The sequence below is a fragment of the Bradyrhizobium sp. AUGA SZCCT0105 genome (assembly GCF_018129565.1).
Classification (GTDB): domain Bacteria; phylum Pseudomonadota; class Alphaproteobacteria; order Rhizobiales; family Xanthobacteraceae; genus Bradyrhizobium.
Window position 1 is genome coordinate 88,511 of the sequence record NZ_JAFCMK010000001.1, and the last position, 25,024, is coordinate 113,534.

Annotated in this window: 19 protein-coding genes; 11 read left to right on the forward strand and 8 right to left on the reverse strand. The window is 60.7% G+C overall.

The features are described 5' to 3' along the window. Nucleotides 1–340: 340 nt before the first annotated feature. Complete coding sequence (locus tag JQ573_RS00340) at nt 341–778, reverse strand: hypothetical protein (RefSeq protein ID WP_212315328.1); 438 nt, start codon at nt 776–778, stop codon at nt 341–343. 2,789 nt (nt 779–3,567) lie between these two features. Here JQ573_RS00340 and JQ573_RS00345 point away from each other — a divergent pair. After that, nucleotides 3,568–4,800, forward strand: a complete 1,233-nt coding sequence (locus JQ573_RS00345; RefSeq protein WP_212315324.1) for a heparin lyase I family protein — start codon at nt 3,568–3,570, stop codon at nt 4,798–4,800. 1,225 nt (nt 4,801–6,025) lie between these two features. Here JQ573_RS00345 and galE read toward each other — a convergent pair. Both galE and JQ573_RS00355 read right to left on the reverse strand, forming a co-directional pair. Continuing rightward, the gene (galE, locus tag JQ573_RS00350; protein WP_212315321.1) at nt 6,026–7,036 is read right to left on the reverse strand and encodes a UDP-glucose 4-epimerase GalE; all 1,011 of its coding nucleotides are present in this window, start codon (nt 7,034–7,036) and stop codon (nt 6,026–6,028) included. 253 nt (nt 7,037–7,289) lie between these two features. Next, nucleotides 7,290–8,210, reverse strand: coding sequence for a response regulator transcription factor (locus JQ573_RS00355; RefSeq protein ID WP_212315319.1), 921 nt, complete (start codon nt 8,208–8,210; stop codon nt 7,290–7,292). A 457-nt stretch (nt 8,211–8,667) separates the two neighbouring features. Between JQ573_RS00355 and JQ573_RS00360 the strand changes: the two genes are divergently transcribed. The 5 genes from JQ573_RS00360 (at nt 8,668) to JQ573_RS00380 (ending at nt 15,086) form a co-directional block, all read left to right on the forward strand. Then, nucleotides 8,668–9,321, forward strand: a complete 654-nt coding sequence (locus tag JQ573_RS00360) for a response regulator transcription factor (protein ID WP_244549908.1) — start codon at nt 8,668–8,670, stop codon at nt 9,319–9,321. A 503-nt stretch (nt 9,322–9,824) separates the two neighbouring features. Further along, nucleotides 9,825–10,664 carry a 4'-phosphopantetheinyl transferase superfamily protein gene (locus JQ573_RS00365; RefSeq protein ID WP_212315317.1) on the forward strand — a complete coding sequence of 280 codons (840 nt, stop codon included), beginning with the start codon at nt 9,825–9,827 and terminating at the stop codon, nt 10,662–10,664. A gap of 145 nt (nt 10,665–10,809) precedes the next feature. Continuing rightward, nucleotides 10,810–11,811 (forward strand): alpha/beta fold hydrolase, encoded by a 1,002-nt coding sequence (locus tag JQ573_RS00370; RefSeq protein ID WP_212315315.1) that lies wholly within the window; start codon nt 10,810–10,812, stop codon nt 11,809–11,811. A 41-nt stretch (nt 11,812–11,852) separates the two neighbouring features. Then, nucleotides 11,853–13,829: an amino acid adenylation domain-containing protein gene (locus tag JQ573_RS00375; protein ID WP_249131168.1), complete on the forward strand. Its 1,977-nt coding sequence runs from the start codon at nt 11,853–11,855 to the stop codon at nt 13,827–13,829. An 87-nt stretch (nt 13,830–13,916) separates the two neighbouring features. Then, a complete protein-coding gene (locus tag JQ573_RS00380; RefSeq protein WP_249131169.1) occupies nt 13,917–15,086 on the forward strand; it encodes an acyl-CoA dehydrogenase family protein in 1,170 nt (389 codons plus the stop codon). A 182-nt stretch (nt 15,087–15,268) separates the two neighbouring features. Here the strand turns inward: JQ573_RS00380 and JQ573_RS00385 are convergent, their stop codons facing one another. After that, nucleotides 15,269–16,171 carry a universal stress protein gene (locus JQ573_RS00385; RefSeq protein ID WP_212315312.1) on the reverse strand — a complete coding sequence of 301 codons (903 nt, stop codon included), beginning with the start codon at nt 16,169–16,171 and terminating at the stop codon, nt 15,269–15,271. A gap of 321 nt (nt 16,172–16,492) precedes the next feature. After that, a complete protein-coding gene (locus JQ573_RS00390; protein ID WP_212315310.1) occupies nt 16,493–16,726 on the reverse strand; it encodes a hypothetical protein in 234 nt (77 codons plus the stop codon). Nucleotides 16,727–17,330: 604 nt separating this feature from the next. Here JQ573_RS00390 and JQ573_RS00395 point away from each other — a divergent pair. The 5 genes from JQ573_RS00395 to JQ573_RS00415 are packed head-to-tail and all read left to right on the forward strand — an operon-like array spanning nt 17,331 to nt 22,468. After that, nucleotides 17,331–18,281 (forward strand): PDR/VanB family oxidoreductase, encoded by a 951-nt coding sequence (locus tag JQ573_RS00395; RefSeq protein WP_212315308.1) that lies wholly within the window; start codon nt 17,331–17,333, stop codon nt 18,279–18,281. Nucleotides 18,282–18,299: 18 nt separating this feature from the next. After that, a complete protein-coding gene (locus tag JQ573_RS00400) occupies nt 18,300–19,640 on the forward strand; it encodes an aromatic ring-hydroxylating dioxygenase subunit alpha (protein ID WP_212315306.1) in 1,341 nt (446 codons plus the stop codon). Beyond that, complete coding sequence (locus JQ573_RS00405; RefSeq protein ID WP_212315304.1) at nt 19,637–20,113, forward strand: aromatic-ring-hydroxylating dioxygenase subunit beta; 477 nt, start codon at nt 19,637–19,639, stop codon at nt 20,111–20,113. The genes JQ573_RS00400 and JQ573_RS00405 overlap by 4 nt, the downstream gene beginning before the upstream one ends. Nucleotides 20,114–20,120: 7 nt before the next feature. Then, the gene (locus JQ573_RS00410) at nt 20,121–21,737 is read left to right on the forward strand and encodes an ATP-dependent acyl-CoA ligase (protein WP_212315302.1); all 1,617 of its coding nucleotides are present in this window, start codon (nt 20,121–20,123) and stop codon (nt 21,735–21,737) included. 2 nt (nt 21,738–21,739) lie between these two features. Next, nucleotides 21,740–22,468, forward strand: coding sequence for an SDR family NAD(P)-dependent oxidoreductase (locus JQ573_RS00415; protein ID WP_212315300.1), 729 nt, complete (start codon nt 21,740–21,742; stop codon nt 22,466–22,468). Between the two features lie 11 nt (nt 22,469–22,479). Here JQ573_RS00415 and JQ573_RS00420 read toward each other — a convergent pair whose 3' ends face one another. Genes JQ573_RS00420 through JQ573_RS00430 form a run of 3 tightly spaced genes read right to left on the reverse strand, consistent with a single transcriptional unit; the run spans nt 22,480 to nt 25,021 of the window. Beyond that, entirely contained in the window at nt 22,480–22,962 is a 483-nt protein-coding gene (locus JQ573_RS00420) for a MarR family winged helix-turn-helix transcriptional regulator (RefSeq protein ID WP_212315299.1), read from the reverse strand. Beyond that, nucleotides 22,962–23,459, reverse strand: coding sequence for a MarR family winged helix-turn-helix transcriptional regulator (locus JQ573_RS00425; protein ID WP_249131170.1), 498 nt, complete (start codon nt 23,457–23,459; stop codon nt 22,962–22,964). Before JQ573_RS00425 ends, JQ573_RS00420 begins: the two co-directional genes overlap by 1 nt. Then, a complete protein-coding gene (locus JQ573_RS00430) occupies nt 23,456–25,021 on the reverse strand; it encodes an indolepyruvate oxidoreductase subunit beta family protein (RefSeq protein ID WP_212315297.1) in 1,566 nt (521 codons plus the stop codon). The genes JQ573_RS00425 and JQ573_RS00430 overlap by 4 nt, the downstream gene beginning before the upstream one ends. Nucleotides 25,022–25,024 lie beyond the last annotated feature (3 nt).

A 25,024-nucleotide genomic window follows, 5' to 3' on the forward strand; every position in this document is an offset into this window, starting at 1 on the left:
TGCTCACACACGAATCCTTCTGGCGGCCGCGCCATTGGGCGTCTGTGACCGTCGCCTCGGCCGGGCGGATGGCGGTACTATATCTGGAATTCGACCTATGTGCGGACCCTTTCTGGTTACCCACTCCTGCGACTTGTGCCTTCGGCGCGACTGTGCCGAGGGAGGCTGTGACCGGCCAGCTTTCGGCTGGCGCCGGCGCTCCGACTTTGACTGTGCCCTCTCACCGTGACCTGCCATGTCTGCCCGTTACGTGCTGCCAGCGGCGGCGCGGCCGGCACGATACGCTCGGGCAGCTATCGCGCTTCGATCGCGCTATTTCCGCAATTGTGAGATGGAACGACTACGATGGTCGGGATAGAGCCTGGACCGATGCCAGGAACGCTCCGAGCTGCTCGACCAAATCCGCGACGATCGACTTGTCGACCATCAGAATTGTGGTGCCCGGTGTTTTGTCGGATGACCAGGCGCCCTGAGCGGAGATCGCAGCATGATCGGAACGGACCTTCACAAGCACGCGAACTCTCTCTACGTTGAGACGCTCGCCGACGAGATTGGTTCCTTCCACAGAGCCGCCAGCAGTTTGCCTGCCGACTGCGACGGGCGAGACCTCTAGTATCGCCTGGGCCAACCAGATCGCATGCTTGTAGGGAATCGTCCAAATTGCCGAGCCATGATCGGCGTCAACGTCGACTCTAAATGCCAGTCCGTCATCGGAAGTCTCAATCCCGCGAAAACCCGTGATGGTTTGTCGGTCAAGCGTGCCGTCTCGATTGGTCAACGCGGGCCTCAATTTTGCTTTCGCGATAGTGAGCGTTGCTATTCCGAATTCAACCTGTTTTCGAGTGAGCTGATCGCTCCGCAATTGGGCGGGACCGTCGCTCCCTAGGCTGGAGCGGCGATCCCTTATCGCACGATAAGTTTGGCCGGGGTGTGGGTGTCCGCCAATCCGCACGACTGAGGACATGGTAAATCGGCAAATGCCTGCGGCAAATTGCCATTCTGAACTAGTCCTAACTAAGAGGTTCAACAGCCCGTCGCCTCTTGGGGCAAAGGTATTAGCGCGCTGCAAAAATTGCGAAATCCTGGTGACGAAATTCAAGGGAGAGACGTAAAGTCATTGGTCGAGGTTGACCGCTACAACCTCCGAAGCCCCATAGCCCCAGCTCCCCCTGAGCTAGGGCTCCCCGTGCCACGGACGTCGCTGCCTGCTCCACCGTGGGCGCTTTTGACCCTGGCGACGCCCGCGAGGATCCAGTCGTCGCCTGGCCGCGACAATGAAGAGGCCGTCAAGTGAGGCGACCTTACATTCCCGCGCAAATGCAGCTTTCAACCACTCCAGCACGACGGCTGAAATACGGACAGCGCCCCGCTCGGTGCTGTCCAAGTTAGGTCACTCGCACGAGCGGATTAGGCCATTGGCGCACCATCATTGGAACAACAATACCCCGTGTAACTCCGACGGGGTGAGTTCAGGCCCTAAGCCTTGCACCCCGGTAACGGCCCCGGTCTATCGCCCAGATCGGGGCTGTTTCTTTTCGGCGGAGCAGCGGCGTAGCCCGCCCATCGCGGCATGTGCACGCTATGGGCGTCGAATTCTCTCCATCGCGGGCAAGAGGCGGCATCTGCAGAAGGAGAGAGCACGGGCGAGGGGCTGGTCGGCTGCGGCTCCAATTGGCTCACAGCGCAAAGCTGCGTCGCCGGCTTCGAATTGGTCGCGGCGCCTCGATCGTTAGTAGAAGCGCAATCTTTCTCCCGCAGCATCGTTCAAATTTGCATTGGTTATTGATGGGCTCGGAAATGATTACTTTTCCCGACAGGCGAAAGTCTGTGCGTAATCCATCGCTGGACAACGCCTTGATCAGGTTTGGTGACTTGGCGCTGTGCTGTATCGTTGGTGACATCACGGAGAACGGTGCGGCGCTGAAGGCGGATGATCCGCCATCACCTCTTCCCGACCATTTCACGCTGATCGTTCCACCTAGCAAGACTTACTCGTGCAACGTCGTTTGGCGAAGAGGTGCATGGGTTGGTGTCGTGTTCGTTACTGAATGAAGCGAGCAACCACGACTTCAGATATCCTGGGCAATTTGCGGAGAGCTGACAGCGCCGCTCGTCTCAGCAAAGGCAGTCATGCCAGCCAGAGGCTGAGGTAGGCGCGACCAACGTAGGTGATGAAGCCTCGGCATAGAGTACCGGGCGGAACCAAATGAAGAAGGCCGCCAAATCAGGCGGCCTTACCCTGCAGTCCTAGGATTGGTTTCCGACATTCAATTGGGCACTAGTCCCGGCGAGGACAGCCTGCCGCTCAAATGTGCACTTGTCTCTGCGTATCGGGCAAGCCTTAGCAGCGCTTCCTTGGCTGCACACGGGGCAAGGGCTGCGGCCTCGTTCCGCAGCTCTCTAGCTCGCTCTGCGAGCCGTGCCTCGAGAGTATCCCTCTGAACCACGCGTTGGCGTAATTGTCCCATGCGCTTTCCCTCGACAGGTCCCCACCCGGAACTTACGATTCCAAGCTTTAACAGCGCGTAAAAGCTCCCCTGGAGGAAGGCGTTCTGTGACGCCAAGACGGCGCCAAGAGGGCACCAAATGGGATAAATTGCGAATTGCCTGGCAAAGCACAGATTTTGCTGAAGGCAGAGGGGGCGAGCGCTACGCGTCTCCGGACCTTTCAAGCCCGCGAAATGTCTCTGTTCTGATACAGCATCTGGTGGTTGAGAGCGTGCTCCATGACCCAGCGAGTCATTCCGGCGCGGGAGTTGTCGTTTTCAATGCCGAATCAAGCGTCGCTCGCGCCTGCTTTGAATTACGATACCCGGGCGATGGAGTTCGTTACACATGGGTGTGTCGAACTCGCAACGTCTCAATAGTTTCGCTGGGTATCGGACGTGTTTGGGCTTCACGTCGTTGCTAATTCATCGTCTAATGATGACGGACCTTCGGCGGCGATTTTATTTCCAAGACGTTCATTTGAGATCGGGTCCAGGAGGTCGCTGTCCAGCGCCAGCGGCCTCTTCGTTTTGCTTCATTGAATTGCAAAGGACCGTCCGATGCCGATACAGGTGTGGGCCGTTGCCGCTTCGATCGGCTGGACAGCCGTTGTGGGCACGATGCTGCTGTATATGATTTTCGGCCCCGGCTAGTTCGACAACGCTGCGATGGGTCGCGTTACTGGTGTACGACCGTCGGCAGGGGGCACTACCGCGACATGGCAGTGTGTGGATCCCGCTCTTGAGCTTGCTTCAGCGCTGGCACCGGCCAAAATGCTCGGGCCTCTCGATTATCCGCGGAATTTTAGCCTAACGGCAGGCATGGGCCGCGCTTCTCATTGTCGCCATGCTAGCTCATTTTTTTCGCCATACTCCCTAATTAACCAATCAAGCCTAGCAGTCGGGGGGCAATCCCACTGCAACGATATGTGTTGGCGGTCACCGCGATACGTCGGAAGTCTGCTCGCGGCACAAGGTGTTGCGAGCATGTGGTATGTCGCGCGCCTTCGCGATGCGCGGCAGTGGAATTCCCTTGTAAACGTCAAAAGAGAAGAATCTCTGCGACCCACGGAGGTCTGAATTGGATACGACCGGGACAATCACATCATTTTCGTCCACACCGATGACGAGGTTTTCGATCGGTGGCGACAGCTACGGAGTGCAGGATGCGAGCACGAGCTACAGCCTGACCAATCCTGACTCACAAACTCTGCGCTTCCAAGTCCAGCAGGGTGATCATGCCTGGTACGACAGCTCATCTGTCGACCGCTCCGAGGTTTCAGCCGCGGTCAACATTCCCGGCGGCACTCCGCTCAACTTGAATTATCAGTTCATGGTGGAGGCAAATGGCCCAAATGGGTCATTTGCGAATACCGCGGATGGCTGGTTCATCGTCGGCCAAATGCACAATGATGATAACGCGAGCGGAGTGGGCACCTCACCGCCGTTTGCGATCCAGCTTGTTGGCGATCATCTGCAGGTTGTCGCCAGATATGTCGCTCCGGGTCAGGATCCGAGCAACGGGGCTGGTAACGTGCAGATGCTCACGCTCTGGACCGACCCCAATCCAATCCAGACGGGTGTCTATAACAACATTCAAATACAGGCCGACGTTTCGAACACCGGTGGCGGGTATTTGAAGGTCTCGATCAACGGGACACAGGTCGTGAACTACAGCGGTCCCTTGGGTTATGGGCAGGCCACCAATTGGGAATACGGGGTCTATCGGTCGTCGGCGCCCGAGACCGTCGCTGTCGATTACCGAAACATGACGCTGTTGACGGGGGCGTCGGCGACCGTCACGTCGCCGTCAACTCCGACACAGCCAACCACACCGACCACGACCCCAACTACGGTCACCAGCCCGACCACCATTGTCGCGCCTGCTGTAGCACAGGACACCACTTCGCCGGCGGCCGCGATAGCCGCCCCGGCGGCAGCCGTTACAGCGGCCGACCCCAGCGCTCTAGGCGCCATGGGAGCCATGGGAGCTATGGGAGCCATGGGAATGGCGCCGACGTCGGCGTCCGGTTGGTCGACGCCAACGACCGGCGTACCCACTGGAAGCCCGGCAGGCCTGGATCTTACGCGTTTTGGATTTGACGCCGGTACGCTGGCAACGGCCGCGCCGCAGACGACCAGTTGGTGGGGAGATCAAGGCACGGCCGCCGCATCTCAGGCAAGCAACAGCTATGCGCTGCTGAACCAGTATCTGGCGGGTAGCTCGGGTGGGGCCAATGGCGGCATGATCGCTGTAGCGATGAGTGGCCCTGCCTGGACACAGAACTCGTTCCTGACCAAGCCTCAGAGCTAAAGGACTGCCGGTCCGCGCGAGGTTTATCTGCGCGAGGCCGGTTCTCCTACGCGGCGCCTCAGGCAAATCGGCCGTTCTTGGCCCAACGGGTTCGCATGTGAGACCCGCTCTCGCGGTCTTGCCCGTGATCTTTTTGCGTACCACAGGCCGGCCCGATGTCCGGCCTGTGTCACTTGGCCCTGGTGAAGCATTGGTCGTCGATCTTCTCGATGTCGATCCGCTCGTCCCGACGGGCTCGAATGTTCGAGAGTGGGGTGGTCGCGCCGGCGCGAGCGGTCCCTGAAGCGTTCTTCAGTTTTTCGCGAGGCGAAACAGCAAGGGCCGGGGGCGATACTGAAGCAAAACGTTTGCCGGCGACCGCAGCAAGTGAAGCGCGTTGCCCAACCGTCCAGCCTCGTTGTTCGGCGTCCTTCAGTGCGGATCTTCGATTACCAAAATGAGTACCGCATATTAGGTCAGCAAAACTTCCCGAAAGCAGTCAAACCTCGCTGCTGACCTGGAGCATCCCTGGAGAGGACTGTGGATCGGCTGGCTATCATCGCACTCGCGATCGTAATCGCGGGGCTTCTGAGCGGCGGCGTCTATTCGGTGTCGAGTTCAGGCCTCAGCACTGCAATAGTCATCAATCGCTTCACCGGCGCAGCGTGGTCGTGCAGCGTCGTTTGCGAACTCATCGAAACACGCCGGAATTCAAAATGAGGCATTTTGGCCTCGACGCGCGCATGATCTGCTGCGCCAGGCACGCCGGACTGATTTCGCCGATGCGGAGAGCTTACACGTCATCGTAGGTTGGGGCGCGGATCTGGGCTGGGGCCAGCGTCTTGACAGGTCTGGCCTAAATCACGAGGCAGGTTATGGCTCAACCTGAGAACGGCATAGCCGCGCCTGCGGCGGTCGCTGGCTCGTTTTATCACCGGACAGACAATTCCTTCGGGAAACGTTGGTTGTGGCCATTGGCTGCCTCCGCAAGAGAGACGATAAGCCGTTCCTCGACAAGACCGACGACAACGTATCCTCAAACCACGCTGAACTGTCCTCGGCTTTCAGGAGGGCACCGGAAGAGGGACGCTCGGCAGGACCAAGCGGCAGCGCGAGGCCGCCGCCCCGGGCGGGTCTGGAGGCGACACGGCCGGCCTGTCAGGCCGCTGTACCGCGCCTGCACCCGACGACCCCGCGGAATCCGGCGTGGTGACGACTATTCGGGTCCCAGAGAGGCTCTTGCCATCTAGCTGCCGCGATAGCCGTTCGGGTTCTGCATCTGCCAGCGCCAATGATCTGTACACATCTGTGTCAGTGATCGCCTTGAGGTCCAGCCCAGCAGATTTTTGGCGAGCGTCGGATCCGCGTAACAGGTGGCGACATCGCCGCTCCTGCGTTGGTCAATCACATACGGAACTGGCCGGCCACTCACGGTCTCGAACGTCTTGATCACCTCTAGGACGCTGCTGCCGCTTCCTGTTCCGAGATTGACGGTCAGAATGCCGGGGTGTCTCAGCTCGCTCAAGGCGCTCAGATGTCCCGATGCAAGATCGACGACATGAATGAAGTCGCGGACGCCGGTGCCATCCGGAGTATCGTAGTCATCTCCCCAAACTTGCAGCTTCTCACGTCGCCCGATGGCGACTTGCGCCACAAGCGGCAACAAATTGTTGGGCACACCGAGCGGGTCTTCTCCGATAAGCCCGCTTTCGTGTGCGCCAACGGGATTGAAGTAGCGCAGGATGGCGATCCGCCAATCGCTGTCGGACCGATAGAGATCCCTTAGGATCTCTTCGACAAAATACTTTGTGCGACCATACGGATTTATTGGTCCTACGGGATGTTTCTCGTCCAGCGGCAGGTATGCGGGCGTGCCGTAAACCGTTGCGGACGAACTGAAGACCAGCGTTTTCACATCGGCACGCGACATCGCCGACACGAGCCGCATCGTCCCCACGACGTTGTTTTGGTAATACGTCATAGGTTGAGTGCCGGACTCACCGACCGCCTTGAGCCCGGCGAGGTGAATGACCGCGGTCACGCCGTGGGTGCGCAGGATCTCGTAAATCGCGTCCTCATCGCAGATATCGATCTGCCGGAATACGAGCGATCGCCCGCAGATGGCCTGTACCCGTTCGAGCGATGCGCGATTGCTGTTGCAGAGATTGTCGACCGCAACGACATCCAGCCCGGAGTCGAGTAGGGCGACCGCAATATGGGACCCGATATAGCCGGCACCTCCGGTCAACAGGATCATTCTGATTCCATTTCCATTCCGCGTCTGCCCGCGAAATCTGAGATCGCGACGACGACTCCAGCCCGTGGTGACAGACCGAAATCAAGACGATACGCGCACGATCACCGGGGATTTGTAGTTGTAGTTGTCCTGGCAACGCCCGCGTCAAGCGTTTGCGCTGACACCAAAGCGGCCGGCACCAATGGTGCCGATCGCCACATCGATGAATGCCGCATCCAACGATGTGGCACGGACTTCAGCTCGAGATATCCGGCTATTTCCGCAGTCGGATCGCCCCGTCGGCCTTCGAACCAATATCCTTGCGGGCATGGCCGTTCGTAAGAGGCACTTCGAAGAAGTTCACCGCATGGTCAATTGAACCGAGCGGCGCGGGCCGGCCTGTCCTCGCGATCTTGGGAAGTTCTCGCTTCGGTGGGAGGAGGCGCTCGGTTGCGTCAGCGGCCGGGTACGCCGTCCCGCTTGATGGCCGAGCTGTAGGTCGATGGTTCAGCCCCCAGATCGCCGCCTGTGTTCTGTTCTGAACACGAATCTTGCGGAGGATCGCCTTGATGTGAACCTTCACCGTAGCTTCCGCGATGTCGATCTTGCGTGCGATGCACTTGTTGGAATCGCCTTCGATCAGACACTGGAGAATGGAGATTTCTCGCGGCGAAAGCTGCTGTGCGAGCCTACCATCCGCGTTCGCCGTGGCATGACTATAATCGAGGCGTGGAGGGACACCGTCCGCGTCACGCTTTTCGGCATCAAGAGCCGACGTCAAGAAGTCGGTCGGAAATACCGTTCCGCCCATCATGACGAGCTCGATGGACTTGATGAACGCATCGCAGTTCATCACGTCGATGAAATATCCGGTGACGCCGGCTCGGATCGCAGCAGTCAACTCGCTCAGTCGATAGTGATCTGCGACGACAGCAATGCGTCCATCCGCGTGACGGCGCTTGAAACACTCGATCTGCTCGATCGTAGGGCCGAAATCGTCGCCACTGTGAACGACCAGGAACAGTGCCGGACAGACTGAACCGCTCCCGACATTGACCTTGCCAGACAAATCGTCTGCATCGGAAATTGAAGGAAAGACTTGAAAATTTTCGGAATTTAGAATTCTGGCGAGACCTTCTTTCCGAAGACTGTTTTCACCACCAAGCACAATAGAAAAAGAATATTGTCGTCTCATGGAACTCTCCTGGACGCTACAAAAATATGAAACAGGCTCATCGGTTTAACCCGACTCGTTTCTTGGATGGCTTGCCAAGCCAAAACAGCCGACGCATTGAAAATTGCTTCTTCAAATTCCGGTCGCTTGGGCAGAAATTTGGGGCGAAAAAAGCCCTAAGCATGCGTCAAAAGATTTACTAACATTAGATGCTAATCCCCAATATCCCTATATACCGTTGGTTATAGACATTCCTTGGGATGTCGCCCGTAATATCACGCCCGTGTTTTGACGGAGATTTGTCGAACAACGCTCGCTTAGGGCGGCGTCGATACTAAAATGCTATTTAAGATTGTAAGACTGCCGGAATTCGGCCTAGTCGCGATGAGAAAATTTGACTTGAATGCCTCAAATTGAAGTAGCTTGGGAGGATATTGGGGTGCCGATTTGAACTGGGGGGACCGAGGATTGGCCGAAAATGCATTTCAGTCGTGTGGTCATTGCTAGCAGATATCCCGTTGTTTTACTGGGTCTGAACTGTCTGCTGGAAGCAGAACGTGATTTCAGGGTTGCTGCTCGATGCAGCGATAGTGCGAGTTGTTTGAATGCAATTCGCGCGCTCGTGCCCGATATCGCCATTTTGGACATATCGATGCCTGACATTTTTGGGCAGGCATTGCTCGATATCGCAAATTCCCGGACTCCTGCTGTTCGGCTCGTGTTCCTCGCAACCTCCGTTGAGGATCGCGACCTCACCATGTTGGCGGAAGTGGGCGCCTTTGGTGTTATCCTGAATGACGAGGAGCCCGAAACTCTTCTCCAGACATTGCGGCAAGTCGCGGACGGCCACAGGATGCTGCCTGCGCCTTCGAGCGAGGTCGCCATCTCTTCTGGGCAGTCCGCGATTTTGGAGAAGCATCTTGCCGTGCTGACGGACCGGGAGCGTCAGATCATGCGTCTGGTATCGGAGGGATTGTCAAACAAGGAGATTGGCCGTCGTTTGAAGGTAACTGACGGCACCATCAAGGTTCATCTCCACCACATCTTTCGCAAGCTCGAGATCGGCAACAGGACAGCTCTTGCTACGCTTGCGGTCTCATACGCAGGGCAAAGCGGCCTGCCTTCCGACTAGCACGCAAGCTTTTTGACTTAGGGCGATATCAACCGACCTGGCGCTCGGGTGCGCAGGGTATTGGATGAGCGGTGACGGGAAGCACCGCTTCGCCGCATGAGTCGCGCTTGACTGTCGATGGCGCCATTCAACGTCCATCGCATCGGAATTGCTCCCGCGCGGGCACGCTTTGTCCCCAGGGCATGCCCCAAATGGGCCATGTCGGGATCGATAGGGTCTTTCCGCAGTGACCAGCCCAAGACAGACGTTCATCAAGACAGACGTTCATCGAGACAGCGCGCGAACTCCGTCGGCGCGAAAATTAGGCAGGGAGCCAAAGCGTACGAACGTCAGGGGGCCTAGGTCTTTTGATGTAGCCCATCCATACTTCTAAATATCCATCAGGGCTCCTTGTTTTCGCAACTACGTGATTGTTCAATCGAAGAAATCCGCGTGAACGGGAGCTGCCGCTCCAGAAAGAATGCTCCGGTGCGCACGAGCGCTCCTGCGATCGGAATCCAGGTATGACGCTTGACTGGCCTGAGCTCGACCTTACCCGACTTTCCGGCGCGGGCGGGGCCGACGGTCGTGGCGCGTTGGCTTTGAGCCAGAATTTTCATGTTGCCTTGGCCCGCTCGGGGCCTCGATTGTTGCAGCCCGCCGAATTCGACGTCAGTCAGACTCTTGTCGAGCCAGCAGCGTCCTTTTCGTGCCTTCTTGATAAAGGAGTTGAGCTGAGGGCCGGGATCATCGTGCCGGTTCTCGAGGATGATGGCTTGGAGGTCCTCGCATGCATGCTCGATGTGAAGCACGACATCATTCGCGGGCTAGGCGCCTTCCTCAACGAGGCGGAGCGTAGGCGCGGTGAAGGATTGAAGTCGGAGCGGGATCGCCGCCGCTTTATTGTTTCCCGTGGACAGCTGCGCCAGATCCTTGCTTCCAGGTTAGGAGTCTCGCCGTCCGATGTCGAACTGGAATACGGACGGCTGGGTAAACCCCAGCTCTCGCACCGCATGCCTTCTCGCAATTTGCACTTCAGCGTCTCTCGATCCGAAGATCTGGCAGTCGTCGCGCTCTCGACCGGGCAAGAGATCGGAGTGGACATCGAGGCAGTTCTCCCCGTGCCCGAAGCGGACGAGATCGCCGCGCTGTGCTTTTCCGCCTCCGACTACGAGTCTTATGCCGCCCTCGGTCCGGACGACCAGCTGGAAGGCTTCTTTCGGCGTTGGACCCGGCTGGAGGCCATTTCCAAGGGCCTGGGATGCGGCTTGGGATACCCCAGCTCTTGGGATGAAAAGGATTGGGTTGTCCGAAGTTTCGTACCTAAAACGGGGTATCTCGGGAGCGTGGTTGTTCGGAAATGAATGGTCGTCCGGACTGGAGCTTCCGCGATGTAATCATTCACTAGCGGGGAGCCCAGCCCACTTGTTGGAAAGGCATGCAAGTTCATTCCAAGCCGCGCTTGTTCGAGATGCCTCGCGGTCGCAGTCGAGAATACGGGAATAGCCTATGCAAGCGCAGGTGACGCAGTTTTCGGAACTGCTCGCAGACCTCGCGGTCAAGGACATCAAGGTCTGGGTCGAGGGCGATCGGCTCCGGTGCAGCGCACCGGCCGGCGCGATGACGGCCGAGCTTCGCGATCAATTGCAGGGGCGAAAGGGTGAGATCATCGCCTTTCTGAACATGGCCACCGCCGCGGCCACACAGCAGCCTGCAATCATTCCCCTGCAGTCGCGCGGAACGCGCACGCCCATTTACGCCGTACCGGGGCATGTCGGAGCACCGTTCTCATTCTCGGACCTGTCGAAGCACCTGGGTGGCGATCAACCGTTCTATGCACTTCAACCGCCTGGCTTCGACGGAGAGAGCGAGCCGATGGACCGCGTCGAAGATATCGCCGAGTACTTCGCTGGCCAGATCGTTCAGTATCAGCCGGTCGGTCCGTACATCATCGCTGGATACTGCTCCGGCGGTCCCACAGCCTTCGAACTGGCCAAAATCCTCAAGAAACGCGGGGCGGCGGTTCCGTGCGTCGCCCTCTTTGGTCCACTTCATCCCGCCACCCATCAGGAATTGCTGCGTTTGCTGTACTTCTCTGCCTGGGGGACGATCCGATCGGTCCGGAGATCGATGGCGAAGTTGCCGACATTTGGCGCTCGTCTCCGATATTTCGGCAGTCGCCTCCGCGAGCGCGCCTTCATGCCCCTCGTTCGCAAGGAGCCTGTCACGACAGATCCGGTGCTAGCCAGCAGAGCTCTGCTCAAATCCACGGCGATGGCGGCATTTCGGCGGTACACTCCGACTCCGTATTCGGGCCGTGTGTGCATATTCCTTCCGAACAAGGCCTGGCTGCGATCGGGCGCAGCACCTCATCGATGGCGGCTCGTGGCGCCCGATGCCGAATTTTATTTCGGCCCCGAGGACTGCGACGAAGTCTCCATGCTGGAAGAGCCTGACGCACCTGCCGTCGCAGAACTTTATCGCCGGGCAACTCAGAAGCTCAGAGATTGACGTGATCCGATTTTTAAACTTGCCGGATGGGAGCGCATTTCATGAATGAGGTCCTGCCTATCGTGGCGGAGAGCGTGGCGCTTCCTCCGCTGCAAGATGCCGATCATCGGGCGCTCGTCGTCGATTACAACGCCACGTCGGCGCATTACCCATCGGACAGGACAATCATCGATCTCTTTCATGATCAAGTGACGCTCAGTCCTGATGCTGAAGCGATCCGCTTTGGCGATGCCATGCTGACATACCGGCAGCTCGACGAACGCTCCAACCAGATGGCCGCGCATCTGGGCTCACAGGGCGTGGGGCCGGGTCGGATCATCGTTGTCTTCATGGAGCACTCCATCGAAGTCGTCGTCGCGATCCTGGGTGTCCTCAAAGCCGGCGCAGCCTATGTGCCAATTGATGCGGCGACGCCGAAAGGACGCATTGCGACAATCCTGAAAGACATTTCCAACGGGACCGGTGGGCAAACGCCGGTGGCGATCACTCAGGCGCGTCTGCAATCCGCCATCTCGCCGGAGCTTGCCGACATTTTCGTGCTCGATGCCGATTTCGGCTCGATTTTGGATCAGCCAGCCTCGGCCCGACCGTCCGCCGCCAAGTCGAACGGCGTCGCCTACATCATCTTCACTTCAGGCTCGACCGGCACTCCCAAGGGCGTCGAGATCGAGCATCGCAGCCTCGTGAACTACATCTGGTGGGCCGCGCGGGTGTACAGTGCCGGCCAGCCGCTCGCATGGCCACTCTTCTCGTCTCTTGCGTTCGACCTGACCGTCACAACGCTCTTCGCGCCACTCATCACGGGCGGCCGGATCGTGGTCTATCTTGGTGATCCGGGGGTGAAGAACATGGTCGTGCTCAAGGTGGTCGACGACAATGCCGTCGATATCATGAAGCTGACACCGGCGCATCTTGCGATGATCCGCGACCGCAATCTTGAGGCCACGAGATTGCGCAAGTTCATTGTAGGCGGGGAGGACTTCAAGACCGAGCTGGCCCGCGACATCACCAAAGCCATCCCTCATCCTGTCGAGATCTACAACGAGTACGGACCGACCGAAGCCACAGTGGGCTGCATGATTCATCGGTTTGACGTAGACCAGGATCGCTCTGCATCGGTGCCGATTGGCGTTCCGGCTGCTAATGCGGGAATTTACGTCCTCAGCAAGGAATATCGGCCGACCGGCCCCAACGTCATCGGCGAGATGTTCATCGCAGGCGATGGTCTCGCGAGAGGTTATTTTAATCGCCCCGACCTGACCGAGGAGCGCTTCCGCACGGCTACAGATCCTCGAGATGGCTTTTCGAGGCTGCGGCTGTACAAGACCGGCGATCTTGCCCGCTGGAGCTCTGAAGGGCGCCTGGAATTTCTAGGCCGCGCGGATCATCAGGTGAAGGTTGGCGGCACGCGTATCGAGCTGGGTGAGATCGAAGCGCGGCTTCTCAAGCAGCCCCACGTTCAGGAATGCGCGGTCGTTGCCATTCCCGCTCCAGTGGGAAATGCTGAGGAAGGCGCAATCACGCGACTTGTAGCCTACTATGTCTCCTCGAAACCTCTGACCGTGCCGGAGCTGCGCGCCCACCTCGCCGAAGAACTCCTGGAGTCCATGATTCCGGCGCACTATGTCTGCCTCGAACGGATGCCGCTCACGTCCAACGGCAAGATCGACCGCTCCTCGCTTCCCGAGCCGACGGCGGATAGCATTCAGCCGGCGCACGAGTTCGTCGCCCCGTCAACAGAGACCGAGAAGACCTTGGCTGCCCTGTGGTGCAATCTCCTCAAGGTCAAGTCGATCGGACGGTACGACAACTTCTTCGACCTGGGCGGGGAGTCGCTCCTGGTCGTGAGAGCGGTGGCGCGTATGCGAAAGATCTTCGGCGTCGACGTGCAGCTCCGCAACCTGTTCGAGCGCCCGACCGTGGCCGAACTGGCGGAAGTGATCGACGGGATGCGCTGGGTGGCCGATTCCAGAGCTGCTTCACTCTCGGGCGGACCGCGAGAGGAAATCGAACTCTAGTCTATAGGAAAAGCCGCAAGTCGTTCTCAGGGTGCCGATGCGGTCTGGACCTTGGGCGTTGGACTCATAGCAGAGCGGATAACGATGATGGACAAAGCTTGGGTAACGGCACAAGAACCGGAGCTGCCTTGGGCGGCGGCGGAATATGAGCTCTTACGGGACCAGGTCCGCCGCTTTGTCGAGGAGGAAATCAAGCCCTGTGCAGATCGCTGGGAAGAGGAGGGCGGCGTTCCGCGTCCGGTCCTGCGTCGGATGGGCGAACTTGGCTTCTTCGGCATCCGCTATCCGGCCGAGTACGGCGGTGCCGAGATGGACGCGGTCGCATCGACGGTCTTCGCGGAGGAACTCGGGCGCTCCACCTATGCCGGCGCCGCGGACGCAATGCTGGTCCATGCCGAGATGGCTTCCGGTTATGTCTTTCACGACGGGACCAAATCCCAACGGGCTCGGTGGATGCCGGGCATTGTGAGCGGCGAGGTGATCACCGCGATCGCCATCACGGAGCCGGATGCGGGCTCGGACGTGAAGGCCATCCGCACGCGCGCGCGCCGAGACGGCGACTCCTACCTGCTCGATGGTACGAAACTGTACATCACCAACGGCGTCTGCGCGGATCTCTACTGTGTTGCGGCCAAGACTGATTCCGCGGCAGGGAGCAACGGGATCACGATGTTCCTCGTCGAGAAGGGCACGCCAGGCTTCAGCGTGGCTCGCGAGCTGGACAAGCTCGGCTGGCGCTCCTCCGATACGGCCGAGCTCGTCTTCGATGGCTGCCGCATTCCTGCCGAGAACGTGCTCGGCGCGGAGGGGCAAGGCTTCTACTCCATCATGCGCAACTTGCAGAACGAGCGCCTGGTCCTCGCCGCCATGGCTATCGGGATGGCCGAGGCGGCGATCGATATGACCCTCACTTACGTGAAAACGCGCCGCGCATTCGGAGGCGTCCTTTGGGACATGCAGGCGATCCGCCAGCGTCTTGCGATGCTCTCTGCGAAGGTGGAGGCAAGCCGTGCGTTTCTCTATGCCACCGCCTGGCGCGTGGCGGCGGACGACGACTGCATGCGCGAGATCTCGATGTTGAAGGCCATCTGCGGCGAACTCGTCAACGAGGTGGTGTATGCATGCGTGCAGTTCCACGGCGCCATGGGCGTCATGCGGGAGAGCCCGATTGAACGCATATCGCGAGACGCCCGCATCCTCTCCATTGCCGGCGGCGCGACGGAGGTGATGCTGGATGTGGTCGCGTCAATGTCGTGAGCCTGATGCGGAAGAGTGACATATCTGAACGTTCGTGGTGATGAAGCAGTAAATCCTCTGCAACATTCGCACTGACCGCGATTGGGCTTCGAACCCGACGGGCGTCTGGCCGATCACCCAGTCTGATATCCGAGGCGGCGTCTGCGCACTGTCTTCGGACAGGTCGACCACAGTGCATTCGCCTAATGGGATACGAGGACTGGAATTTTGGAGGACCGCAGCACGGACTTGGTTGTGCCGCCAAAAATGAACTCCAGCCACATCGGGTGCGAGTAGCCACCCATCACCAATAGGTCATAACTAGCCTTTTCTGTCTGTTCGCGAAGCGCTGCAGCTTCGTCGCCGGTTTCGATTGCGACTGGTTCTAGCGAAATTACGCCGTAACGAGCGAGGTGTTCCCTCAACTGGTTTGTGTCCTCAGCTTGTTGCGCGGCCGGCGACGGATTGATGGTTATGATCTCAACGGAGCCGGCCAGACCCAACAGCGGTAGTGCATCGTGGACCGCCCTGACGGCCTCGCGGCCTCCATCCCAGGCGATGCCAATGCGCGCGAACTGACACGGTCCGACATTCGCGGGCACGACAAGCACCGGCCGGCCGCAATGCACGACGACCGAGTGAGCAATCGGCAGGGGGTGAGAGACGTGGGGCCCCTGCCGATCATGCTGGCCAAGGATCACCAAATCGGCGTAGCGCGCCCTGTGGCCGATCCCCTGAACAATATCGCCCTCCGCCGCGAACCAGCGAGCGTCGATCGGGCCCATCGCTGTTTCGTCTGCAAAGATCGTTTCTGCGCAGCATGCATCCTCGGCGAGCGTACGCGCTAGGTTGGCAACCGCCTGGTCCAGCTGGCTGGGCTTGTACAGCGGCTCAACATCCGGAGGGGGCGTGACATGCAGCCCGGTCAGCCGGGCTCCAGCGCCACGCGCCAGCCCGATGGACAGCTGAAGCCGTCTGCGGCCAGCTTCGTTGCCATCGATATGCACTAGCAGGTCCCTAAGCATGTCCTGGCCCAGGTGACGAATTGACACAATAACGGAGGCGAACCCTTTCAAATTGCGACAAATCAAAAGTTCGGCCACCACGCGGGTCGCTCTTCCCGTGGACCTCCGGCCCCGAGCAGCCGTAGATGACTCGTATTCATCAGCTTGGCTGTATGGTACGGGTGTTGAAGCCCCCGCAAGACTCAGGTTGTGGTCGTTGAAAGCCCGACGGCGCTGCATATGCGGCGAATGAGATCGCAGCACTATTGGCAATCTCGTCGGCCGCGTTCATTGGAGATCGGGCGAGCGGGCAACTCTGAACGTCCCAATGACCGCATGGCCCATCGCGTCATTTGCCAGTTGCACACACGCGGTCGGTATCGGAGCGGAGCGGACGTTGACGGAGATTTATGAGTACGCGCCCTAATTGTCGCCGAGCCATCGGCCAATTTCTCTAGATCCGACGACGCGTTTTGGCTGGTGCGGGTTGATCGTTCCGGCCGAAAGGCCTTTGACACGCCGGTCCTGCGCCAGCGTCCTGGTGAACTGCTTTGCTTCCTGCTCGGATTTGAAGGTCGTAGTCCTTCGCGCATGCCTTTCGGGTGGAGCGTCGCGTTCGTCAACGAAGGAGACGTACCAGACGTGATTTTGCGTCATGTGGCGACCTCCGAGATTGGGTCCAGGTGCGAAAACAGGGCTCTGCCAACCTAAAGCGAGTCGGTGGCCGGGTTCACGGATAAGGGAGGAAAATACGGCTTCCGTTCAAAGTGTCCCTAGGGTCTTTCTAAGTAATTCTTCTGAGCAGCAGGTTTTCAGGCCGCCCGGGACGACATGGGGCATGATTGACTTCGGCCTCCGCGCTGATGGCCTTCCTTTCGCGCTGCAAGCAGCGTTCCTCCATGGGTTCGCGCGTCCACCGTCATCATTCTCCAAACCACAAGGTCGATGGCCGTCCAAGACGAGCCGCGAGGCGCCGGCACGCAAGATCGATCGCGATGTTGCGAGGTGTCTTGCCGGCGATGTACTCGACGAAAATGCGGGTGCACGATGTCGGCCTCGGCCTCGATGATCTCTAACTCGCTCGGTTTTGCCGACGGCGGTGGGAATGCTCGATCGCCGGCGTCGCGCCCGTCGCGGATCACGCGTTCAAGCCGCGCGACGCCGCGGCCGGACCGGGAGCCGCAACCGCCGATACTCACGATTGACAGGCAATTATTACATGTATAAAAATATGCAAATTCATATAATATGAGATGCCCGAATGGACGCGCATCCGCTCAAGCTCAGAGTGCAGTCGATCGTTGCGGAGACGTCGGTCATTCGCAGCGTCGTGTTTGGCGTGGAGGGCGGTGCCGTGCCGGAGTGGCACGCGGGTGCGCACATTCGCGTGTTGCTGCCGGGCGGGGCAGACCGGCCGTATTCGCTGATGGCATTGCCGGACCTGCCTGAAGGCGCCGTTGCGCTGGGGGTGCTGCGCGAGGAGACGTCGGCCGGCGGCTCGCAGTTCATGCATGCCCTTAAGGTCGGCGACGTCGTCAGCGCGACCGCGCCGGTCAACAATTTCGGTCTTCACGAGGGCGCCGCGCCGGCGTTGCTGTTTGCCGGCGGCATCGGGGTTACGCCGATCCTGTCCATGGCGGCGGTGCTGAAGGCGCAGGGAACCTGGTTTCGCCTGCACTATGCCGGGCGAATGCCCGGGCTGCTGGCGTTCCTGCCGCAGTTGCAGGCGATCTGTTCAGACGGCCTGGCGGTTCATTACGACAGCGATGCGTCCCGCCTCGATATCGCGGCAGCGGTTGGCGATGCGCCCGCAGACGCCCACGTCTATGTCTGCGGGCCTGCCGGCATGATTGACGCGGTGAAGACAGCGGCGCTAGCCAGGGGCATCCCGGCAGACCGCATCCATTTCGAGCTGTTCAAGGCGGAGCCGGCCGGTTCCCCGAACCAGCCGTTCGAGGTCGAGCTCAAGTCGACGGGGCAGGTCATCACGGTCGCGACCGATCAGAGCATCATCCAGGCGCTGGAAGCGGCAGGGCTCGACGTGCTCTATGATTGCCGGCGGGGCGATTGCGGCATCTGCCAGTGCGGCGTGATCGCAGGCGTGCCCGATCATCGCGACGTCATTCTCAGCGACGACGAGAAGGCGTCCAACAAGGTCATGCAGATCTGCGTGTCGCGTGCGAAGTCGGACCGGCTGGTGTTGGATCTCTGAGAGGAGGCAAGAGGCGCCATGGCGAAATACGGAAAGAATCCCCGCGCGATCGGCGGGCTTGTGCGCGACGCCGAGGTGCATCGCGATGTCTATATCGATCCCGAGGTGTTCGAGCTCGAGATGGAGCATCTGTTTCCCAACAGCTGGATCTATGTCGGGCACGCCAGCCAGTTGTCGAAGGCCGGCGATTTCATCACCGCCAATATCGGCCGGCAGCCGGTGGTGGCCAGCCGCCATACCGACGGCTCGATCCACCTGTTCTACAATCGCTGTCCGCACAAGGGCGTCAAGATCGCCTCCGAGCCGTGCGGTAATACCGGAAAGTTCTTCCGCTGTCCCTATCATGCCTGGTCGTTCAAGACCGACGGCTCGCTGCTCGCGATCCCGCTGAAGAAGGGCTACGAGGGCACCGGCTTTACCGACACCCAGGCCAACGACGGGCTGTCGCGGATCAAGAACGTCGTCGTCTACCGGGATTTCATTTTCGCGCGCCTGAGCGAAAACGGCGTCGGCTTCGAAGACTATTTCGGTGAAAGCCTCTCGACCATCGACAACATGGTCGATCGTTCGCCGGAGGGGAAGCTGGCCGTCGAGGCCATGCCGATCCGCTACATGCACACCTGCAATTGGAAGATGCTGGTCGAGAACCAGACCGACACCTGCCATCCCATGGTGGCGCATGAGAGCTCGGCCGGCACCGCCATCAAGGTCTGGCAACGCGAACAGGGCGATTCCGCCGAGAAGCCGATGGCGGTGCAGCTCTATGGGCCGTTCATGAGCCCGTACGAGTTCTACGAGCAGAGCGGCATCCGGATCTGGCCCAACGGCCACGGCCATACCGGCGTCGCCAATTCCATCCATTCGAACTATTCGGACGTTGAGGGCTATCTCGGCCAGATGGTCGCGGCCTATGGCGAGAAGCGGGCCCACGAGATTCTCGGAGAGGTCCGGCACAACACCGTCTATTTCCCGAACATCATGGTCAAGGGCGCGGTGCAGATCCTGCGCAATTTCATCCCGATCGCGGTGGACAGGACGCTGGTGGAGAGCTGGGTCTATCGTCTGGTCGGCGCGCCCGACAAGCTCTACGAGCGTGCGCTGATGTACAATCGCTTCATCAACGCACCGACCTCGATCGTCGGGCACGACGATCTCGAAATGTATGAGCGGGCCCAGGAAGGGCTGAAGTCGAACGGCAATCAATGGGTCAATCTGCGCCGGCTCTACGAGAGCGGCGAGGAGCCTGACGTCACCGCGGTGATCAACGGCACGTCGGAGCGCCAGATGCGGAATCAGTTTCATGCCTGGGCCAAATTCATGACCGTGGACATGGACCAGCCGGTCGAGGCCGCGGAATGATCAGCGAAAAGACCATCACCGATTTCATCTATCGGGAAGCCGACCTCCTCGACACCATGCAATGGCAGGCGTGGCTCGACCTGTTCCACCCGGAAGGGCGCTACTGGATGCCGCTGGAATGGCAGCAGCAGGATCCGGTGCTGCAGCCGTCGCTGATGTACGAAGACCTGTTGCTGATGAAAGTGCGCATCGAGCGATTGGCCGGCGAACGCACCTTCAGCCAGAAGCCAAAGAGCCGCTGCCATCATCTGCTGCAGGCGCCGCAGATCCTCGCGTGCGACCCGGTGGCCGGCATATTCAAGGCGCGGACGTCCTTTCTCTACACCGAGACGCGCGGCGACACGCTGGAACGCTTTTCCGGATGGGCGTCGCACGATCTCGTTCAAGTCGGCGATGACCTCAAGATCAGGCTCAAGCGCATCGACCTCGTGAATTTCGACGCGCCGTTCGGCAATCTCCAGCTTTTCATGTGAGTGCGCCTTGACCACAGCGACCACCGTCTACGCCCGCTTTCGCGAGATCGCCCTCCGCCGGGGAGAAGCCTGCTTTCTCAACGTGCTGCCCGAGACGGCCGATATCTACGGCATCGCCGCCGGCGAGATCTCGTATCGCGCCATGTTTGAGCGGGTGGAGCGCTGGCGCGCGGCGTTCGCTGGCCACGGCTATGGCAGAGGCCATCGGGTCGGGCTGCTGCTGCAGAACAGGCCGGTCTTCGTCGAGCTGTGGTTCGCCTTGAACGCGCTCGGTGTGTCCGTGGTGCCGATCAACCCCGATCTGCGGGTCAGCGAGCTCGAATACATCATCGCGCATTCCGAGATGAATGCCGCGTTCGTCCTCGCCAAACGACGCGACGAGGTCGAGACGGCGGCACGCCAGGCCGGCCGGCCCATTCCGGTTGCGACCGACAGCGGCGAGATTCCGGCCCCGTTCGGCGGCGCGCGGCCGGCGAACGCCGGCGACGGTTTGAGCGAATGCGCGCTGCTCTATACCTCGGGGACGACAGGCCAGCCCAAGGGCTGCGTGCTGACCAACACCTATTTCCTGTATTCCGGAGACTGGTATCGCGATGTCGGCGGATTGATCGATCTCAGGAACAATGGCGAGCGCATGATCACGCCGCTGCCGCTGTTTCACATGAACGCGATGGCGGTGTCGCTGATGGCGATGCTGTCGGTCGGCGGCAGCCTGACGATGCTCGATCGCTTCCATCCGCGAAGCTGGTGGAAATCGGTGCGCGACAGCCGGGCGACCTGCCTGCATTATCTCGGCGTCATGCCCTCGATGCTGATGAGCGCGCCGCCGACGCATGAAGATCGCGCGCACACCGTGCGGTTCGGCTTCGGCGCCGGCGTCGACAAGCTGCTCCACGCGCCGTTCGAGGAGCGCTTCGGTTTTCCGCTGCTCGAGGCCTGGGCGATGACCGAGACCGGAAGCGGCGGCGTGATCGCCGCCCATGTCGAGCCGCGCAAGATCGGCACAAGCTGTTTTGGACGTCCGGCGCCCGAAGTCGACGTGCGGATCATCGACGACGGCGGCAACGATGCGCCGGTCGGAACGCCGGGCGAGCTGTTGGTGCGGCGGGCGGGGGATGATCCCCGCTACGGATTCTTCAGCGAGTACCTGAAGAACGAGGAGGCCACCGCCGAGGCCTGGAAGGACGGATGGCTGCATACCGGAGATATCGTGTCGCGCGATGCCGATGGCGATCTGCATTTCGTCGATCGCAAGAAGAACGTGATCCGCCGCTCCGGCGAGAACATCGCCGCGGTCGAGGTCGAATCCGTGCTCAACCGCCATCCGGCGATCCGGCAGGCCGCGGTGGCGGCGACACCGGATCAGGTGCGCGGCGACGAGGTCGCGGCTGTCATCATCGCGGAGCAGCCGGGGGCCGACCGCGCGCTCGCCGAGGACATCGTGCGCTGGAGCCTGGAGCAGATGGCCTATTACAAGGCGCCGGGCTGGATCTCGTTCGTCGAAAAACTCCCGCTGACCGCGACCGAGAAGATCCAGCGCGCCGGATTGAAGGAGTTCGTCGCGAAGCTGATGCGCGATGGCGCGTTCTTCGATCTTCGCGACCTCAAGCGGCGGCAGGAGTGATCATGAGCCAGACCCGCACCACACTCATCACCGGAGGCAATTCCGGAATCGGCGAGGCCTTGGCGAAGAAACTCGTCGGCGAGGGACAGCGGGTCGTCTCGGTCGGCCTCGAGAAGCCGGACTGGATGCACGATCTGCTCACCGCCTATCGCGCTGATTTGACCAGCATGGCGGAGACCAGGGCGATTGCGCAGGAGATCTGCCGGGATCATGCGGTCGATTGCCTCGTGCACAATGCCGGAATCATCCTGCCGAACCTCTTGGCCGATGCGAAGCCGGAAGACATCCTGACGCTGGCGCAGCTGCATCTGGGCGCACCGATGCTGCTGACCCAGGCGGCGATGGAAGGGATGCGTTCACGGAAGTTCGGGCGGATCGTGTTCGTGAGCTCGCGCGCCGCCATGGGCGCGGCCACGCGCTCGGCCTATTCGGCCACCAAGGCCGGCGTGCACGGCATGGCGCGGACATGGGCGCTGGAGCTGGCATCGAGCGGGATCACGGTGAACGTGGTCGCACCGGGTCCGATTCTGACCGACAATTTCTGGGGCGTCATCCCGAAGGACTCCGAGCAGCAGGAGAAGATGGCACGCAACGTTCCGGTCGGGCGGCTCGGCTCACGCGAGGACGTGGCGCACGCGATCCGCTTCTTCCTCGACGAGCGCTCCGACTTCGTGACCGGACAGGTGCTCTACGTCTGTGGCGGCACCAGCCTTGCTGGCCTCAGTCCCTGATCCTGAGCGGATCAGATCTGATTCTGGCGGATGTTCTCGACCATCTTGGCCAGCACGCGGGCGCACACCTCGATCTCGTCGGGATCGATACCGACGGTCAGCCGGTCGTAATTTTTCTCCATGATCGGCCAGATCTTGCGCAGCAGGGCCTCGCCGTCCGCCGTCAATCCGACGACGCGGCGACGCTGGTCTTCCTCGGCGATCTCGCGCTTGACGAGACCCGATGACACCATCGACTCGACCATGCGGCTCGCGGTCGACTGCTCGGTGACGGCCAGCACGGCGATCTCGTTGACGGTCAGGGTCTTGTAGATGAACAGGACCGACAACGTCCGGAACACGACGTTGTTGATGTTGTGCTCGCTGAGATCGCGGTTCTGATCCAGGTTCCAGCGATTGGCGAGCCGGTTGAAGAGATAGGGAATGTAGCTTTGCAGCTGGTCCCGTGTCCGCGGTGGACCGGATTTCCATCTGCTCCTGGAGTCTTTGGCCATTATGTCCTGCGACCCTGCTTCTTGCTTTCGCTGCCAAGTTTCGAGGAGAGGGACCGCAACACCGACAGTGCAGTCTCCAGCTCCTGGGCGGGAATATTTTCAAGCCGTTCGCTGAGATGCCGCTTGTGCACGTCAGCCGCCTTCCTGAACAGTGCTTCGCCTTTCGGCGTCAGGCGCACGATGAACGACCGGCGGTCCTCGCTCGACATTTCCTTGCTGATCAGGTCGTCGGCCAGCAGTCGCTGCACCAGGCCCGAGACGTTGCCGCCGGACACTTTCAGGTTCTGCGACAACTGCCCGAGCGCCATTCCGTCCCTGTAGCGATCGAGCTGAGCCAGCACGTCGAACTTGGCCAGCGACAAGCCGAACTCCGAGCTCAGCATGGAATTCAGCGACGCAAACAGCTCGCCGTGCAGGGACAGCAATTGCAGCCAAAGCCGGGTTTCAATCTGCCCGAATACGGGAGCCGTGCTCTCCTTGAGTGCTGCCGGCATCATGCAAAACTCTTGATGGTCTGGATCACGCCGTCGAGCTCCTTGCCCTCGCTGTCCTTCAGCGCGGCCTCCCGCAGTCGGCGCGCCCAGTCGGCGGCATCGTCACGCGGTGCGACCAGTCTGATCGCGGCCAGCGTCTTGTCGAATTTCGACAGGCCGCGGCTGTGGGTGTCGGAATAGCCTTTGACAAGGCGCCGGCATTGCAGGACCTCGACGCCCAACTGATAGTTTGCTCGCACCGCCTCTGTCGCGGCGTTGAGCCATTGGTCCCGATGAGCGGTTTCGATGGCGTGACGCAGCGAGCGGCGGCGTATGCCGCGGAGGCCGCCGACGACATAGAGCGCGAGGAACCAGGGCAGCGAGTAGGTCCGCAACCGGCGCCCCTTGTTGACGCGCCGATCGAGCCAGCCGAGGAGGCGCGGCCTGGCGCCAAGCCAGCGGCCAAGGCCCACTGGGAGCATGCCCATGACCTCTTCCATGCGGGGATGCATGAACTCGGTGGTCTGCAGCACCTGATCCTGCGACAATTCGAGCTCGTCCTCGATCCGCGCGCGGCGGCTGGATCTGGTCTTGAGGTCGGCAACGCGGATGACGTCATCATAGGCCATGGCGTTGGCGAGATATTTTGCGGCGGCCTGGGTGAAGGCAAAATCTCGCCCGGCGCCACCGCAGCTCCGATCGGCGGCGTGGAGCTTGCCGAGGATGTCGAGATATTCATCGCCATAGGCGACGTCCTGGAAATCGACGACCTTCTTCAGCCCGGCGCGGCCCATGGCCTGCACGGCGTCGGGCAACTCTTGCGTCAACCGCGCGGCGAGGCCGGCAAGACGGGGATCCAGAGCTGCCGGGGAGGGAGCGGTGTCAGCCGCCTCCGATTGGGCCGGCGGCACCGGGTCGGGGGATTTCGACTGCACCCGGTCAAACGCAGCCTCGAACGCGCGGACGCTGGCTTGCGCGCCTTTGTCGCCGGCGCGGATGACGTCGAGATAGCTCTCGCGGCTGAAGCTCAGCACGCCGGCGCCTGCGAGCGCGCCGAACATCGCAGCCGAGATCACGCTGCCATTGGCGATCGCCAGCGCGTTCATGTCGAAGATGATCTCGGTCTTGGCGGCGATTCCGATGGCGCCGGTCACCGCCTCCCCGTCGGCGATGCCGTTGCCCGGCGCAATCTTCTCGCCGATCGCGAACGTCCGGTGATTGGATGCGATCAGCGTGGTGCGATCCGGCGTCACCAGGCCGCGCAGGATCGAGCGGCCGGCTTCCATGAATTCCGCCGCCATCACTACGTCGACGTCGCCGGGCGTCGGCATCAGCGACAGGATCGGCTTGCGGCCATCGAGCGGCGGCATCGCCTCGATATAGTAGATCGTGGCGCCGGTGCGCTGGGCGACGCCGGGCACCGAGGTCGACTGCGCGACCCAGCCGTGGTTCTCGGCGAGCTGGACGATCCAGTCGGTGAGGACGCCGCCGCCCTGGCCACCCATCGCGACGATCGCGATCGAGATCGGTCGCTCGGTCGCGTCACCTGCGGCAGGAAGCGCCAGCTGGACCGTCTCGTCTCTCATGCC

Bases quoted from the DNA above. Each gene is read 5' to 3' on its own strand.
- galE (WP_212315321.1), bottom strand. From the start codon at position 7,036: ATGATCCTGTTGACCGGAGGTGCCGGCTATATCGGGTCCCATATTGCG.
- JQ573_RS00355 (WP_212315319.1), bottom strand. From the start codon at position 8,210: ATGAGACGACAATATTCTTTTTCTATTGTGCTTGGTGGTGAAAACAGT.
- JQ573_RS00360 (WP_244549908.1), top strand. From the start codon at position 8,668: ATGCATTTCAGTCGTGTGGTCATTGCTAGCAGATATCCCGTTGTTTTA.
- JQ573_RS00365 (WP_212315317.1), top strand. From the start codon at position 9,825: ATGACGCTTGACTGGCCTGAGCTCGACCTTACCCGACTTTCCGGCGCG.
- JQ573_RS00370 (WP_212315315.1), top strand. From the start codon at position 10,810: ATGCAAGCGCAGGTGACGCAGTTTTCGGAACTGCTCGCAGACCTCGCG.
- JQ573_RS00375 (WP_249131168.1), top strand. From the start codon at position 11,853: ATGAATGAGGTCCTGCCTATCGTGGCGGAGAGCGTGGCGCTTCCTCCG.
- JQ573_RS00380 (WP_249131169.1), top strand. From the start codon at position 13,917: ATGGACAAAGCTTGGGTAACGGCACAAGAACCGGAGCTGCCTTGGGCG.
- JQ573_RS00390 (WP_212315310.1), bottom strand. From the start codon at position 16,726: ATGACGCAAAATCACGTCTGGTACGTCTCCTTCGTTGACGAACGCGAC.
- JQ573_RS00395 (WP_212315308.1), top strand. From the start codon at position 17,331: ATGGACGCGCATCCGCTCAAGCTCAGAGTGCAGTCGATCGTTGCGGAG.
- JQ573_RS00400 (WP_212315306.1), top strand. From the start codon at position 18,300: ATGGCGAAATACGGAAAGAATCCCCGCGCGATCGGCGGGCTTGTGCGC.
- JQ573_RS00405 (WP_212315304.1), top strand. From the start codon at position 19,637: ATGATCAGCGAAAAGACCATCACCGATTTCATCTATCGGGAAGCCGAC.
- JQ573_RS00415 (WP_212315300.1), top strand. From the start codon at position 21,740: ATGAGCCAGACCCGCACCACACTCATCACCGGAGGCAATTCCGGAATC.
- JQ573_RS00420 (WP_212315299.1), bottom strand. From the start codon at position 22,962: ATGGCCAAAGACTCCAGGAGCAGATGGAAATCCGGTCCACCGCGGACA.
- JQ573_RS00425 (WP_249131170.1), bottom strand. From the start codon at position 23,459: ATGATGCCGGCAGCACTCAAGGAGAGCACGGCTCCCGTATTCGGGCAG.
- JQ573_RS00430 (WP_212315297.1), bottom strand. From the start codon at position 25,021: ATGAGAGACGAGACGGTCCAGCTGGCGCTTCCTGCCGCAGGTGACGCG.